13 protein-coding genes and 1 riboswitch are annotated in these 15,640 nt (G+C 60.7%); of the genes, 7 read left to right on the forward strand and 6 right to left on the reverse strand.

The window, feature by feature from the left end:
- Genes cobN through cobU form a run of 3 tightly spaced genes read right to left on the reverse strand, consistent with a single transcriptional unit; the run spans position 1 to position 5,368 of the window.
- Entirely contained in the window at positions 1–3,780 is a 3,780-nt protein-coding gene (gene cobN / locus FHT76_RS28795; protein WP_183862850.1) for a cobaltochelatase subunit CobN, read from the reverse strand.
- Between the two features lie 9 nt (positions 3,781–3,789).
- On the reverse strand, positions 3,790–4,839 hold the full coding sequence (gene cobW / locus FHT76_RS28800) for a cobalamin biosynthesis protein CobW (RefSeq protein ID WP_259128227.1): 1,050 nt from the start codon (positions 4,837–4,839) through the stop codon (positions 3,790–3,792).
- Positions 4,840–4,843: 4 nt separating this feature from the next.
- The gene (gene cobU, locus FHT76_RS28805) at positions 4,844–5,368 is read right to left on the reverse strand and encodes a bifunctional adenosylcobinamide kinase/adenosylcobinamide-phosphate guanylyltransferase (protein ID WP_259128223.1); all 525 of its coding nucleotides are present in this window, start codon (positions 5,366–5,368) and stop codon (positions 4,844–4,846) included.
- A 129-nt stretch (positions 5,369–5,497) separates the two neighbouring features.
- Positions 5,498–5,895: riboswitch (cobalamin riboswitch) on the reverse strand.
- A gap of 247 nt (positions 5,896–6,142) precedes the next feature.
- Here cobU and FHT76_RS28810 point away from each other — a divergent pair.
- Positions 6,143–7,933 carry a chloride channel protein gene (locus FHT76_RS28810; RefSeq protein WP_183756300.1) on the forward strand — a complete coding sequence of 597 codons (1,791 nt, stop codon included), beginning with the start codon at positions 6,143–6,145 and terminating at the stop codon, positions 7,931–7,933.
- Here the strand turns inward: FHT76_RS28810 and FHT76_RS28815 are convergent.
- Entirely contained in the window at positions 7,930–9,384 is a 1,455-nt protein-coding gene (locus FHT76_RS28815) for a cobyric acid synthase (protein ID WP_183862855.1), read from the reverse strand. The two genes, FHT76_RS28810 and FHT76_RS28815, sit on opposite strands and share 4 nt — an antisense overlap.
- 565 nt (positions 9,385–9,949) lie before the next feature.
- Here FHT76_RS28815 and FHT76_RS28820 point away from each other — a divergent pair.
- On the forward strand, positions 9,950–10,948 hold the full coding sequence (locus FHT76_RS28820) for a glycine betaine ABC transporter substrate-binding protein (RefSeq protein WP_183862857.1): 999 nt from the start codon (positions 9,950–9,952) through the stop codon (positions 10,946–10,948).
- Between the two features lie 118 nt (positions 10,949–11,066).
- Positions 11,067–11,414 carry a hypothetical protein gene (locus FHT76_RS28825; RefSeq protein WP_183862859.1) on the forward strand — a complete coding sequence of 116 codons (348 nt, stop codon included), beginning with the start codon at positions 11,067–11,069 and terminating at the stop codon, positions 11,412–11,414.
- A gap of 7 nt (positions 11,415–11,421) precedes the next feature.
- Here the strand turns inward: FHT76_RS28825 and FHT76_RS28830 are convergent, their stop codons facing one another.
- Together FHT76_RS28830 and FHT76_RS28835 are read right to left on the reverse strand one after the other, a co-directional pair.
- Entirely contained in the window at positions 11,422–11,577 is a 156-nt protein-coding gene (locus tag FHT76_RS28830; protein WP_183862861.1) for an entericidin, read from the reverse strand.
- Positions 11,578–11,670: 93 nt separating this feature from the next.
- Positions 11,671–12,612 (reverse strand): LysR family transcriptional regulator, encoded by a 942-nt coding sequence (locus FHT76_RS28835; RefSeq protein WP_183756296.1) that lies wholly within the window; start codon positions 12,610–12,612, stop codon positions 11,671–11,673.
- 72 nt (positions 12,613–12,684) lie between these two features.
- Here FHT76_RS28835 and FHT76_RS28840 point away from each other — a divergent pair, with 72 nt between their 5' ends.
- The 4 genes from FHT76_RS28840 (at position 12,685) to FHT76_RS28855 (ending at position 15,583) form a co-directional block, all read left to right on the forward strand.
- Positions 12,685–12,846: a hypothetical protein gene (locus FHT76_RS28840; RefSeq protein ID WP_183862863.1), complete on the forward strand. Its 162-nt coding sequence runs from the start codon at positions 12,685–12,687 to the stop codon at positions 12,844–12,846.
- An 82-nt stretch (positions 12,847–12,928) separates the two neighbouring features.
- The gene (locus FHT76_RS28845; protein ID WP_183862865.1) at positions 12,929–13,741 is read left to right on the forward strand and encodes a class I SAM-dependent methyltransferase; all 813 of its coding nucleotides are present in this window, start codon (positions 12,929–12,931) and stop codon (positions 13,739–13,741) included.
- Positions 13,742–14,025: 284 nt separating this feature from the next.
- A complete protein-coding gene (locus tag FHT76_RS28850; RefSeq protein WP_114712948.1) occupies positions 14,026–14,253 on the forward strand; it encodes a hypothetical protein in 228 nt (75 codons plus the stop codon).
- Between the two features lie 175 nt (positions 14,254–14,428).
- Positions 14,429–15,583, forward strand: coding sequence for a ceramide glucosyltransferase (locus FHT76_RS28855; protein ID WP_183862867.1), 1,155 nt, complete (start codon positions 14,429–14,431; stop codon positions 15,581–15,583).
- The last annotated feature ends 57 nt before the right edge of the window (positions 15,584–15,640 follow it).

The following is a 15,640-nucleotide window of genomic DNA, read 5'->3' on the forward strand; positions in this document are numbered from 1 at the left end:
TCAATGTTCCCCGGATACAAGCTTGCCCTGATGCAAGCCGAATGTGTCTGAAAGGTCGAACCGCGCGGAATTGCTGCGCGGCGTCCAGAGGCGGCGATCGATCGCTTCCAGCAGCCGCTCCTTCATGTCGGCGAAGGCGGCGGGATTCTTCTCGATCATGAAATCGCGGACCTCAGCATCCACCACGAAAGCCTGGTACACGGCTTCGAAGTGATGGTTGCCAACGGCGCCCGTGGTTGCCGCAAAGGCAAAGAGGTAATCGACGGTCGCGGCAATCTCGAAGGCACCCTTGTAGCCATGGCGCATGACGCCATCGATCCACTTCGGATTGACGACGCGGCCACGCACGACGCGACCGATCTCTTCCTCCAGCGAACGGATCACCGGCTTCTCCGGCCTCGAATGGTCGTTGTGATAGATCGATGGCCGATCGCCCGCCAGCGTTTCGGCCGCAGCCGCCATCCCGCCCTCGAACTGGTAATAATCGTCGCTGTCGAGAAGGTCGTGTTCGCGATTGTCCTGGTTCTGCACGACTGCCTGGATCGAGCGCAGCCGTTCTTCGAAGACACCGCGCTCCGCCCGACCCTCTTCGCCAGCGCCATAAGCGTAGCTTCCCCAGACAAGGTAGGCCTCGGCCAGATCGGCGCGACGCTCCCATCCCTTTTCGTCGATCAGCGCCTGCAGACCGGCACCGTAAGCGCCTGGCTTCGAGCCGAAAATTCGATAGCCGGCCCGGCGGTCAGCCTGCGCTGCATCCAGTCCAGCGGCTTCAAGTCGGGCTGCTTCACCGCGCATGCGCTCGGCAATCGGATTGTCCGCAGCATCTTCTTCCAGCGCCCCGACGGCGCGGATTGCCTTATCGAACAGCGCGATCTGTTCTGGAAAGGCGTCCCGGAAGAAGCCGGAGATACGCAGCGTCACATCGACACGCGGCCGACGCAGCAGCGCCGGCGGAATGATTTCATAGCCGGTGACGCGCCGCGAGGTCATGTCCCACACCGGCTTCACACCGATCAGGGCGAGCGCCTGGGCGATATCGTCGCCGCCAGTGCGCATGTTCGAGGTGCCCCAGGCCGTCAGGCCGAAGGAGACCGGCCATTCGCCGTGATCCTGCACGTAACGGCGGACCAGCAGTTCCGCGGACTTTTTCCCGAGCTCATAGGCCGCCGGCGTCGGCACGGCCCGGCTGTCGACCGAGTAGAAATTTCGTCCGGTCGGCAGCACGTCCGGTCGGCCCCGCGTCGGAGCCCCGGATGGTCCCGGCGCCACGAAACGGCCGTCGAGCCCTCGAAGCAGGCCTTCGATCTCAGCCGTCCCGCAGGCGAGAACGGCAGGCTTGAGCCGCGTTTCGATCTCCGCGAGAACCGTGCGGGTGGCCTCCCAACTTTCCAGGCAACCAAACTCGCCGGCGACCAGCCGTGCCGCAAGCAGTTCGATCCGCTCGACGGTGTCGCCGTTCGTCCGCCATGTGGCATCCGTGACTCTTGCAAGAATACCGGGCAGTGGCCCGCTCCAAACTCCGGCCATGTCGCAGTCGAGCGGGTCGAACTCCAAGCACAGATCCGCGGCAATCGCACGCTGAAGGCTGCGGTCACCGCCCTGCCCGAGCCCGCGCGGAACCCTGGCCAGCGCCACCGTCAAATCCGTCAGCAGCCGGCCCTGCGGCGAGACGCCGAAGACATGCAGGCCGTCGCGGATCTGCAACTCCTTGAGATCGCAGAGATAGGCATCGAGCTTCTTCAATGCCGCGGTCTCGCTCTCTCCCTTGTCGATGCCGGCATCGCGATCGAGGCCGATATCCGCCACTAGTTCGAGGATCTGCTTGCTGAGAAGCCGAATGCGGCGCGGATCGCCGCCCGACGCCTCGTAATATTCGTCGACCAGCGCCTCCAGATCCTTCAGCGGTCCATAGCTCTCGGCGCGCGTTAGCGGCGGCGTCAGATGATCGATGATGACCGCGCCGGCGCGGCGCTTCGCCTGCGTTCCCTCGCCGGGATCGTTGACGATGAAGGGATAGAGATGCGGCATGGGGCCGAGGATGGCTTCCGGGTAGCATTCCTCTGACAGCGCCAGAGCCTTGCCGGGCAGCCATTCCAGATTGCCGTGCTTGCCCATGTGAATGACGGCGTGAGCGCCGAACTCATGGCGAAGGAAGGCATAGAAGGCGAGATAACCGTGCGGTGGGACGAGATCCGGAGAATGGTAGCTTTCCTTCGGATCGATGTTGTAGCCGCGCGCCGGCTGGATACCGACCAGCACCTGGCCAAGCCGCATGAACGGCAGCGCAAAGGCGCCATCCACGACATAGGGATCGGCCTCCGGTGCACCCCAGCGGGCGCCGATTTCATCCTGAATCTTTTTCGGAAGATTTTCGAAGAAAGCTTTGTAACGACTCAAGGAAAGCGATTCGCGGATAAGCTTGCCGTCGCTGCCGGAGTTCGTCGGCCCTTCCATGAGACGCCGGATCAGCGCGTCGCCATCGTCAGGCACGTCTGCAACCGAATAGCCGGCTGCGCACATGGCTTTGAGCACCTCAACGGTGCCTGCGGGGGTGTCCAGCCCGACCCCATTGCCGAGCCTGCCGTCACGGTTTGGATAATTCGCAAGGACAAGCGCGATGCGCCGCTCGCCGGCGGCCGTGGTGCGCAGCTGCGCCCAATTGGCCGCAAGTCGAGCGGTATAGCGCATCCGCTCGAGGTCGGGCTCGCTGCCGACGATGTTGACCTCGACCCTCGCATCGTAGCGGGCGGCTGATTTGAAGGAGACGGCACGCGACAGCACGCGGCCGTCCACCTCGGGCAGCGCGACGTTCATGCCGAGATCGCGCGCCGAAAGCCCCTGCGAAGACGCGGCCCAGGCCTCACGTGACGAGGCCGAAAAGATCGCCTGCAGCACGACGGCGTCGTTGGCCTCGAGAACGGTCGGCTCGCGATCCGCGCCCGGCGCCGACACGGCGAAACCAGTCGTGTTGATCACCACCTCGGGCTTGATGACATCAAACACGCTCTTCAGAATGCCCTTCGACACAGGATCCTTCAGACTGTAGGCGAATACCGGCAGCGGCCGGATACCTTCCGCCAGCAGCGTGTCGACCAGGGCCTCGACCGGTCGTGTCTCACCGCTCTGCACGAGCGCGCGATAGAAACTGATAGCTACAGTAGGGGCTCCGCTTTCCCAAGCAGCGCCAAGCCGCTCGTCGCAAGCCGCTGTCCAGTCGTCGACGCCAAGCACGCCCTTGCCCGGCCACCAGATGCCGGCCTTCATCAGCGGCGATGCCGCTTCCGGTTTCTCCGCTCCTGCCAACATCGCACCGGCATAGGCGAGAAACGCCCGAGAATTGCCGTCGCCACCCTCGATCAGGTAGGCCCAAAGCGCATTCAGATCCTCAAGCGGAACATTCGAAAACGGCGTCAAACCCGCATCCGGCTTAGAATCTCCCGGTAAAACCGCAATCAGCGCGCCGGATCGCGCCGCCGCGGCATGAAGCGCCTCCAGCGCATAGTGAAAGTAGCTGGCGCCACCCAGCGCCCTCACGACGATCAGCTTCGCATGCCGGGCCGTCCGCTCGATGTAGGCATCGACCGACATCGGATGCTTGAGGCTCATCAGGCTTGCCAGCCGCAGCGAGAAGCCGGCCGCCGCTTCGTCATAAGCGGCGGCGATCGCGGCAAGCTCGGTATCGGCGGCTGACAGGAACAGGACGTCGCCGGGAGACTGACCGAGATCGATCGCCTCCTCGCCGTCGCTGATCGTTCCCTGCTGTGCCAGAAGCAGATGCATTAGACTGCCTTATGCCAGCGCTTCGATCGCCTTGCGCACCGCTGCCTCGTCCATTTCGTGCAGACCGATGACAACAAGACGGGTGCCGCGCGCTTCGCCAGGCGCCCAGGCGCGATCGAAATAGTGGTCGATACGGCTGCCGACTGCCTGCAACTGCAGACGCATCGGCTTGCCGGGGACATCGACGAATCCCTTGAGCCGCAGCACGTCATGCTCGCCGATGATGCCTTTCAGGGCATCTACGAAGGCTGCCGGATCGGCAATAGCGCCGAGTTCCACCACGAAGCTGTCGAACTCATCGTGATCGTGGGGAACGCCATCCTCATGCTCGAGCTCATGATGAGACTTGCGATTGACCACATCGCCTTCGGTGCCAACGCCGAGCCCGAGCAGCACGCTCGCGGGAACCTCGCCGTTGCGCGCCTCGATCATGACGGGCTTGCGGGCAATGCGCGACGCGACCTCATCGCGCACGCGGCCAAGACCGTCGGCATCGAGAAGATCGGTCTTGTTGAGCACGATCAGATCGGCGCAGGTCAGCTGGTCCTCGAAAAGCTCCTCGATCGGGCTCTCGTGGTCGAGCGACTCGTCTTCCACGCGGCGAGCCTCGACGGCATCGTGATCATCGGCAAAGCGGCCGGCGGCAACGGCGGCGCTGTCGACGACAGTAATCACGCCATCGACAGTGACCTGCGTGCGGATATCAGGCCAGTTGAAGGCGGCAACGAGCGGCTGCGGCAGCGCCAGGCCGGAAGTTTCGATGACGATGTGGTCGGGGCGCTGCTCGCGCTCCAGAAGCTTGGTCATCGTCGGAATGAAGTCGTCGGCCACCGTGCAGCAGATGCAGCCGTTGGTCAGCTCGATAATGTCATCCTCGGTGCAGTTCTCCGCGCCGCAGCCCTTCAGCACGTCGCCGTCGACGCCGAGATCGCCGAACTCGTTGATGATAAGCGCGATCTTCTTGCCGTTCGTGTTGGAAAGCAGATTGCGGATCATCGTCGTCTTGCCGGCGCCGAGGAAGCCGGTGATGACGGTCGCCGGAATTTTCTGCTGGTTCATGAATTCAACCCTTCATCTTCAGCGGCAGACCTGCCGCGATAAAATACACATCCGCGGCCTCGGCCGCGATCATTTGATGCAAGCGACCGGCGTGATCGCGGAACTCCCGCGCCATGCGGTTCTCAGGAACGATACCGAGACCGACCTCGTTGGAAACGATGACGAGCCGAGCACGCGCTGTCGCCAGATACGCGGCAAGCGAAGCAAACTCGGCCTCCATGTCGCGCGCCTCCATCATCAGATTGGTAACCCAAAGCGTCAGGCAATCGACGAGGATCGCCCGCCCCTCGCCGTCGATCGCTCGCAGGCAGCCGACTAGATCAAGAGGCTCTTCATGGGTGTGCCAGAGCTCGCCACGATCGGCCTTGTGCTTGTCGATCCGGGCGCGCATTTCCTCGTCCCAGGCCCGGCCCGTCGCCACGTAATGGCGCTCCAGCTCGCTTGAGGCGACCAGTTGTTCGGCAAAACGTGATTTTCCCGAGCGCGCGCCGCCCAGGACGAAGGTCGCACCGGAGGATATCGGGCTCATGGCAGATGATATCCGATCTGCGGGACGCTGCCGCAAAGGAGCGGAATGGCTGTTGGACGCAGCCGAAAACTCTTTTGTTCAGCCATGACAACCTCCGTGCTGGCAGCGGGCATAAGCCCAGGGATGGGCTTCTCGCCCGGCACGGTTGGCAGGTCTCCTGGCTCGCGGGTCTTGGCCGCGATCGGGGCGGACCGGAAACCGGTCGCCCCAGATCGTGCCAGCGGATTTTCCTCGCCTTCCCGGCTGCATTTCATGAAAAGGCGGACGATTCGTAGACGTAAGAGGCGTCCTGCCCCGGTTGATCATGATGCACTGCCAGTGACTTTTCCGTCGCCATCTCCGCGCCGCCCGCCTGCACCATTGCAGGCTGTCATCAACGCGAAAACAACGCCGGACGGAAAACCCTGACCGCTCTACAGTCGCGGGGTCGGCTATGATGACGGTGCCCGGATTGGGTCCACCGCTTCACATTCCCTTTTCATCCGCACCGATTCAACCGGTCCGGAACCATCCGTTGTGAACTCATCGTTAGGCAAGGCCCTTGGTGAAGTCAATCGGAAGCCGATGCGCGCCTCGGCACGGTATACTGCCGGACCCGCTCTCAACACGACCTTCTCTACCAAATTCATCGTCTTTTATCAGTTACTTACGTCACAAATTATTGTTGCGATCGCCGGTCTTTTGCCGCAATTGCGTCGCAAGCGGGTCGCGCCACCGATTTGCCCTTCCCTCCCTTCCACTTGATCGCGCCCACTGCCGCCTAGTTTTCCCGTGATGCTCCTAAGAATCGATATCCGCCGTTTCGGTCCATTCCATACCCTTCTCGACATCGGGCGGATGCGCGCACTGCTGCGACGCACTGAGCTGGGGATGGTCATCGCGGGCGCGATCGTCGGCGTTATCTCCGGACTTGCGGTGACGGGCATGAGCCTCGTTTCCCGCGAAATGCACAGTCTGATCTTCGGAATCAGCGATATCGAGCGGCTGAGTTCCTCGCAGATCGACAACAAGCTGCTGTTGCTGACGGCGCCTGTCTGCGGCGGCATACTATTGGGTCTGATGCTCTTCGTGCTTGCCAAAACGCGCAAGAAGCCGATGGTTGACCCGATCGAGGCTAACGCGCTGCATGGCGGCCGACTATCGCTCACCGACAGTATTCTGGTGGCGGTCCAGAACCTCATTTCGAACGGCTTCGGCGCTTCAGTGGGCCTAGAGGCCGGCTACACGCAGCTGGCGGCGGGACTGGCCTCGAAGCTTGGACTGAAGCTGCAGCTTCGCCGATCGGATCTGCGCGTTCTCGTCGGATGCGGTGCCTCGGGTGCGATTGCGGCGGCCTTCAACGCTCCGCTGACCGGCGCCTTCTATGCGTTTGAGCTGATCATCGGCTCATATACCATCGTCTCGCTGACGCCGGTGGTCGTTTCCGCACTGGTATCGACCCAAATTGCACGCCTGCTGGCCGGCAGCGATTTTCTTATTGACGTCGGTGACTTTGGAACCGTCATGCCTGCAGACTACGTTCCGGCGCTGTTACTCGGTGCATTCTGCGCCGGCGTTGGCATCATGATCATGCAGGGCGTCGCCTGGATCGAGGAATTGGCTCGCCGGAGTTCCATTGCAACGCCGCTGCGCCCTGCCCTTGGCGGCATCGTCGTCGGCCTGCTCGCGCTGATTACGCCGCAGGTGCTGTCGGCCGGTCACGGTGCACTGCACCTCAATCTCGGCCGCGATGTCGCAATTCCGGTGCTTGTCGGCCTTCTTCTTCTCAAGGCATTCGCTTCGGCTATCTCGATCGGTTCCGGCTTCAGAGGCGGCCTATTCTTCGCGTCCCTGTTCATGGGTGCACTCCTCGGCAAGCTCTTCGCCTATTCGGCACCCTATTTCGCTCATGCGACGCTGACACCCGTCATCTACGCGGTCGTCGGCATGAGTTCGCTTGCGGTCGCCGTCATCGGTGGACCGTTGACGATGACGTTTCTTGCGCTCGAGATTACCGGCGACTTTCCGATCACGGCGCTCGTGCTTGCGGCGGTGATCACCTCCTCGCTAGTCGTGCGCAGCACCTTCGGTTACTCCTTCGCAACATGGCGCTTCCACCTGCGCGGCGAGAGCATCCGGAGCGCGCACGATGTCGGCTGGATCCGTAACCTGACCGTTGACCGGCTGATGCGCGCCGACGTGAAGACGGCGAATGCCGCCCTCACCATCGACGAGTTCAAGGAGCGCTTCCCCATCGGTTCGGCGCAGCGCGTTGTCCTGGTTGATGACACCGGCAAATACAGCGGCCTGGTGCTCGTTCCCGATATCTACGCAAACCTGACCGACACCGACGAGACCGGCAAGGATCTGGGAGAATTCATCCGCTTCAAGAACGATTTCCTGCAACCGCAAATGAACGCCAAGCAGGCAGCAGCGATCTTTGACAAGACCGAAAGCGAAGCGCTGGCGGTCGTCAATAATCTGATTGAGCGGAAAGTCGTCGGGCAGCTGAGCGAGGCCTACACCCTACGCCGCTATAGCGAAGAACTGGACCGCCGCCGCCGCGAAATCTCCGGCGAGATCTAACTGAGGAGTTCGTCGAGCCAACGCCCGTCGAGACAGGCCTCGAGTTCTGCTGCAATGTCGTCGAGAGCTTTCTCGACGCCAGCACGGTAATCGGTCCTCTCGCCCGCAAGGCCAAAACTCTGCAGCAAGCGGGAACGGTAGGCGTCACTCGCGAAGAGCCCGTGCAGATAGGTGCCGGCGACCCGGCCGTCTGCCGACACGGCCCCATCCGGCTTTCCGTCAACGATCGCGAACGGACGGCCGCAGTCTTCGCCGGACGTAACGCCAAGATGGATCTGGTAGCCTGAAAGCGGTGAACCGTCTTCCACCATCGTCGCGACGCTGTTGCGGACTGTCTTTTCGGGCGCCATCTCCGTCTCGACGTCAAGCAGCCCCAGCCCCTCTACCTCCAAGGTAGAGCCTTCAATGCCGAGGGGATCATGCACCTTGCGTCCGAGCATCTGATAGCCGCCGCAAATGCCCATGACCCGCCCGCCGCGTTTTACATGGACCAGAAGATCGGAATCCCAAGCCTGAGCGCGCATATCCGCCAGATCCGATACCGTTGATTTTGAACCTGGCAAGATCACCAAGCCGGCGTCCGCAGGCAGCCGCTCGCCGGCGCGAACAAAAACCAACTCGACATCCGGCTCGGCCCTTAGCGGATCGAGGTCGTCGAAATTTGCGATCCTGGAAAAGACCGGCACGGCGACCTTGAGTGCTCCGGTGCCGCCGCGCGCCAGCTTCTCCAACGCAACCGAATCCTCGGCTGGCAAGCGGGAGGCGTCCTTGAGCCACGGCACGACACCAAAGCACGACCATCCCGTAAAGTGCCGCACCGCCTCGATGCCGGCATCGAAGAGCGAAACGTCGCCACGGAACTTATTGATGATATAGCCGGATATCATTGCCCGGTCCTCGTCGGGCAAAATCGTGTGGGTGCCGACCAGCGAAGCGATCACGCCTCCACGATCGATGTCACCGACAAGTATCACCGGCACGCCGGCACGGGTCGCAAATCCCATATTGGCAATGTCGCCCGCCCTGAGGTTGATTTCTGCCGGCGAACCCGCGCCTTCCACGATCACCAGATCCGCCCCGGTAGAAACCTCGGAAAAGCTCTGCATCACGTAATCGAGAAGCGTCGGTTTGAGCTTCTGATAGTCCCGTCCCTTGGCCTGCCCCCAGACCTTGCCCTGGACGATGATCTGGCTGCCGTATTCCGATTGCGGCTTGAGCAACACGGGGTTCATGTGCACCGAAGACGGCACCCGCGCAGCGAGCGACTGCAGCCATTGTGCCCGGCCGATCTCTCCGCCGTCATCAGCAACCGCTGCATTGTTCGACATGTTCTGCGGCTTGAACGGACGAACTGAAAGGCCACGGTTGGCAGCAAGCCTGCAAAGACCCGCGACAAGAACCGTCTTGCCGACATCGGAGCCGGTCCCTTGCAGCATGATAGCCTTGGTCATTGTCGCGAAACTCCGGGGAACTTGACCCGGACTACAATGGCCTCTCTGCTGCGGTCAATTGCAAGCCCTGAAAATGCGAAGGCCGCGTCAACCGTTTCCAGTTGCGCGGCCTGCCGAAATACGCTGGCACATTCGCCCATACACGGCGAAGCTCACGTTCTCCGGGACGCTCTACCTGATCCGGAGAAGCAGCGGTGTCCCCCGCTACGCAACAACAGATAGCGCCACATTGTTACCGGAGGGTTAGCAAGCGATTAAGCAAAGATGAATTTCGTATTTTTCTGACATTTCTTGATGATCCAGGCGTCGCAGGCGGCTCCATGGGGAGATCTCGAATACCAACCGCAATCTTCTGCGGAACTATCATTACCGATTTCAAATCAGGCGCTTAGACTCCCTGCTTCACGCGCAGAAGACAATTGATTTCCGCAGCCGAACGCGTAGGCTGCCCTGCAAGGCGTCAGGACGAACGCCACAGCAACAGCCTGCAGAAACAGCAAGAGCCTCCTCCGCAAACTGCGGAACGCCTAGGTTGTAGCCGCGACAGCAAGAATGGGAACGCAAGATGAGATTTCTCTGCACGTCAATCCTGCTTGCCGCAGGAGTTTGTGCAGCCGCCGCGACGGCGCGGGCTGCTGAATGCGGCAACGTCACCATCGCTGAAATGAAATGGGCGTCGGCGGGTATTGCCGCCAACTTCGACAAGTTTATTCTCGAGAAGGGTTACGGCTGCTCGGTCAGGATCGTCCCGGGTGACACGATGCCGACGTTCCTTTCGATGGACGGAAAGGGTGAGCCCGATATCGCTTCCGAATTCTGGATCAATTCGGTGCGCTCCGAACTCGACATGGCGGTCAAGGAAGGCAAGCTGATCCAGGCTGCTGAAATCCTCTCGGAGGGCGCGGTCGAAGGTTGGTGGATACCGAAATTCATCGCAGATGCGAACCCGGATATCCGCAGCGTCGAGGACGCACTCAAGCATCCGGAGCTATTCCCGGCATCCGACAATGCATCGCAGGGCGCCGTCCATAGTTGTCCTGTCGGGTGGAGCTGCCAGATTTCGACATCCAATCTCTTCCGCGCGCTGGGGGCTGAACGGGACGGGTTTCAACTTGTCGAAGCCAGCAGCCCACAGGACCTCGATGATTCCATCGCAAATGCATTCCAGAAAAAGGCCGGCTGGCTTGGCTACTACTGGGCCCCCACCGCCATCCTTGGCAAATACGACATGACACGCCTGAGCTTCGGCGTCGCTCATGACAAGGCAGAGTGGGACAAATGCACCTCGATCCCGGGTTGCGCTCGGCCGCAGGTCAACTCCTACCCGGTCTCGCGGGCCTATACGATTGTCACCAAAGCCTTTGCCGACCGGGCCGGACCGGCCATGGATTACCTTAAGCTTCGCTCATGGGACAATACGACGATCAACGAGGTGCTCGCCTGGCAGGACGAAAACCAGAAGAGCAACGAGGAAGCCACGGAGTACTTCCTTCAGAATTATTCGGCCCTATGGACCAAGTGGGTTCCTGCCGACGTCGCAGAAAAGGTCAAGGCCGGGCTCTAGGACGAACAACGATCTCGGCCAATGACAAAGTCTTCCCTCCGGAGGCATCGGTTTCCTATAAGCACCGACCGCTTGGTCGCCCGAATCGCGCCCGCTTGCCCAGACGAGGAAAATACAGATGACATCCGCTCCGTTTCCCGACCGCGACACGATCGCCTCGAAGCTTGCCAGCCTTGACGAACAGGAGAAATCCTACGTTGCCTTGCTGATGGAAAATGTGGCGCAGGACGAAAACGTCATTGATGGCCTTCACCGCCATCTGAACAACGCAGCCAGTGCGCCGTTTCTGAACACGCTGAAACTCGAAAATCTTGGGAAATGGATTGGCGAGACAGCGCCTGCCCGCCTGCAGATACGACTGATGGAGGCAGCGAAATCAAGCCAGCATCCGGCTTACATGGCGTTCCGGACTGGGCTTTCGCGTTCCGGCGGGTTGGAAAACGCTTACCCGCCGGCTGCGATCTGAGGTCTTGTTACCTGGTGGCGGCGCGGCCGACCGAACGACCTGCATCCTGGGTCGCGTTCACCGCGTTTGCCGTATCCCGGCCAATACCGCGGATCGTGTTTCCACACGAGGAAAGTACGAGCAGAATTGCGAGGGCTGAGCCGATCTTGGCCATTATCGTCATTGCGAAATCCTTCTTTCTCAGTCGTCCGAGCGCGGGCGACTCCCGCCGCGCGAATTAAACCCCGGAGGAAGAAAAAAGGTCACCGCAAACTTGTCAAGCAGCAACAGCCTTGGCTTTTTCGGCAAAGGCAAAGCGGATGCTCTCGGCCACAGCGCGCATCGGGCCGTTCATCTGCGATGCAGTAAGCAGCCGGATGTCGAAGGAGCCGAGTTCGGGCAACCCTTCCTGCACGCCGAGGATCGTCATCTCGTCGGTGACATAGGAGCGCGGCAACGGCGCGATCGCGAGGTCGGAAACCACGGCCGCACGCTGCGCCATGGTGTGGCCACTGAGGAAAGCAACGCGATAGCCGCGCTTCATGCGCTCAAGTTGCGATATTGCCTCCGAGCGCCAGATGCAGCCATCCTCCCAGATCGAGATCGGCAGCGGCTCGCGACGGTGCGCCGTACCGCACTTGGCACCAGCCCATATCAGCCGCTCCCGAAACACGATCTCGCCATCCGTCGGCAAGGGGCGTGTCGCGCAGTTAATGAGTGCCAGGTCGAGGCGCTGCTCCTCCATCCGCTTCTTGAGGCCGATGCTCATGTCGATGGTGACATCGACCATGATGCTCGGGAAGCTTTCGGCGAAGCTTTTCAGAATGCTGGGCAGCAATCGCTCGCCGATATCTTCCGGCGCGCCAAGCCGAACCACACCGCTAAGCTCGGGCATGATGAAGCGCGAAACCGCCTCGTTCGACAGAGCGAGAATGTTGCGTGCGTAGGAGAGTAGCAGTTCGCCGTGCTGGGTCAGGCTGACCGAACGCGCATCACGAAGGAAAAGCGTCGCACCGAGCTGCTCCTCCAGCTTCTTGATCTGCATGGAGACAGCCGACGGCGTCCGATATACGGCTTCCGCGGCGGTCGAAAAATTGCCGGTCTCTGCGATGGCAACGAACGTCCTCAGGACGTCGTTATCAAGCAAAGGAATGGGACGGCGAAAGGGAATGCTCATCGTCACATCTTTCAATTTTTCTGAATTTGAATTCCATATCATTTTGTTTGATTGAAAGTCAACCCGACAGTACCCTTCGATCATGGCGGCTAAAACCGATGAAAGGAGGCCGCAATGAGCACTCTCAACGCAATCTTCGACATCTTCTACGCATTTAGAACGCGTCAGATCTCACGCCTGACACGCAATCGTACCCGAGATCAATTGGCGCGCCTGCCGAGACATCTGGCGGATGACCTCGATCTGCAAGCCTTGGGCATGACAGACCCTCGCTGAGCACTCGCTGGGCAACACCTTCAAAGACACCATGAAAGGTTCTAATATGCGCCCAGAGCGGTGGCTATGGAGCGCAACGATCATGGCTATAAATGATGCGTGTTTTCAAGGCGATATCCCTGCGGCTTACGACCGCTACATGGTACCGATCCTGTTCGACCCTTACGCGGCCGATCTGGCCCAGCGCCTGGCGTCGTTTCATCCGCACCGCGTTCTCGAGGTCGCCGCTGGGTCGGGCGCCCTTACGCGCGCAATATCGTCAGCGCTTCCGCACGCGGAAATCATCGCCACCGATTTGAACCAGGCGATGCTGGATGTCGCCGCACGGCGACACTCCGGAGGGCATGTCGTATGGCGCCAGGCCGACGCATTGAGCCTGCCCTTCCCCGATCAGACCTTTGATGCCGTCACCAGTCAGTTCGGCGTCATGTTCTTTCCCGACAAACACCGCGCCTATCACGAAATCCTTCGCGTGCTGAAGCCGAAAGGAACGTTTCTCTTCAACACGTGGGACACGGTCGAGAGCAACGATTTCGCAGCCGCCGTCAGGGCTGCAACAGACGCCGTGTTTCCGGGCGATCCGCCGGAATTCTTTCGACGGACGCCGCATGGCTATTTTGATGCCGAGACGATCCTATCCGAGCTCGAGCGCGCCGGTTTCCAGTCGGCGACCTTCGCAAAGGTCGAAAAGACGTCTCATGCATCCTCGGCACATGATGCAGCCACCGCCTTCTGCAGGGGCAGTCCGCTCCGCATGGAAATCGAAGCACGTCAGCCGAAGGTCGATGTCGTGGCACGCGTAGCGGAAGCGCTTGAGAAAACCTTCGGCAAGGGGCCGATCGAAGGGCGAATGTCGGCGTTTGTGTTCACCGCCGAGGCACCACGCCAAAACTAGCGGTGGGCGCGCCGAGAGGCAGCAGCCTGAACAATACCTTTGCGGTTCGGAACATCCGAACCGTAGCAACGTTCTTCCTGGGCAGCGCACCCTTTGTCGTTGCACTGACTGCGTTTCCCTCAACTGCAGTCACATAGGCCCGGCGCTGTCCAAACCAGCACCGGGCTTTGCTTGCGCCACCGGACACACCTTCACCCTTCGTATAATTCAGCAACACCTAATTTATAACTTGAAATCCCGGCTTCGGTCGCGATGATGCTTGCCGTCAGCTTAGGAGGGGATCGATGTCACAGTACCAGGAGACGCGGCGGTTCAAATGCACGGGTGACGCTGGAAATCCTTGCATCGTGATTGAGCAGATCAGGGTAGCGGATGAGACCATGTCCAGTCCCAGAACGGACTACATGACGGTAGACGGCGACGTCGCCAACCGCCTCGACAAGAAGCACTTCCTGATCCTGATGAAGGGCGAGATTGTCAAGGTTCAAAGGGCCCTGAGGAGAAAGCACTGAGTTCAGCGTTGGCAGCCGCTGGCATGACGCGCTAACAACTTGCTCCGATGCTCCTGTTAACTCCTCACAGAGCAACAGGCAGATGTCATCATCGCGTCATGTGACGATGATGTCTTAGCTCACCGGGCGCTGAGACTCGTTTTCATTCCGGCGCTGTTCACCGCTGGAATGACTGATGCTGTATATCATTGCCGTCGCCGGTGCCCTGTTGGCAGCCAATACCCTCAGCCTTGTTATCGCGGGATGGCGGATTCGATCCCGCCAAGACAAAACGCCAAGCGTTTCCGCCCGTCCGCCGGTCTCAATCGTGATACCCCTTCGCGGGGTGGAACAGTTCTCGCGGGAGACGCTCGAAAGTGCGCTGAGCCTGGATTGGCCCGACTACGAAATCATCTTCTGCGTTGCCGACAAGGCCGATCCGGTAATTGGCCTGGCTGAAGAGGCTCGCCGGGCGAAGCCGCTGACAAAGGCAACGGTCCTTGTTGGGGACGATCGCGTCAGCGCAAATCCGAAACTCAACAATTGTGTCAAGGGCTGGAACGCAGCGTCGCACGAATGGGTCGTGCTTGCCGATTCCAACGTTTTGATGCCCAGCGACTATCTCGCGCGCCTGATCGCTGCATGGCGGCCCGATAGTGGACTTGTCTGCTCGACGCCACTTGGCTCCCGCCCCACAGGGTTTTGGGCGGAGGTGGAATGTGCGTTTCTCAACACCCACCAGGCCCGTTGGCAATATGCAGGAGAGGCTCTTGGATTTGGCTTCGCGCAAGGCAAGAGCATGCTGTGGCGAAAGAAGACCCTCAACTCCCACGGCGGCATCCAGGCACTTGGGGCTGAGATCGCAGAAGATGCCGCGGCCACCAAGCTGGTGAACCGAATGGGCCTCAAGGTGCATCTGGTTGGTGGGCCGTTCGAGCAGCCGTTAGGAAGAAGAACCTTTCGCGAGATATGGGCGCGACAATGCCGCTGGGCGCGGCTGAGACGCGTGACTTTCCCGCATTTCTTCGCCCCGGAGATCCTGTTGGGCGTGGTTCCGCCCCTATCACTGTGCGTGTGCGCCGCGTTCGTTGTCGGTGCCAGTCTTTCCACCACAACTGTCGCGGTTTTGTGCGCAGCCTACATACCGGAACTTCTTCTTGCGGCCCGCAAGAATTGGCATCTCTCACCGATATCGCTCGTTGCAATGGTGACGCGTGATATCTTGTTGCCCGCCATCTGGATCAGGAGCTGGTTGGCCGGAAGCTTCGATTGGCGCGGAAACAGGATGGTGATCGGATCACACGAGTCTCGCCTCGAAGCCGGCGTCGCTGAACCAATTGCCAGCCCCTAGCAATCAGGCCGCCCGCTCCCAGCAGCGGCGTCGTCACCTCAGACCTGAAAATTCTCG

Source organism: Rhizobium sp. BK176 (assembly GCF_024808055.1).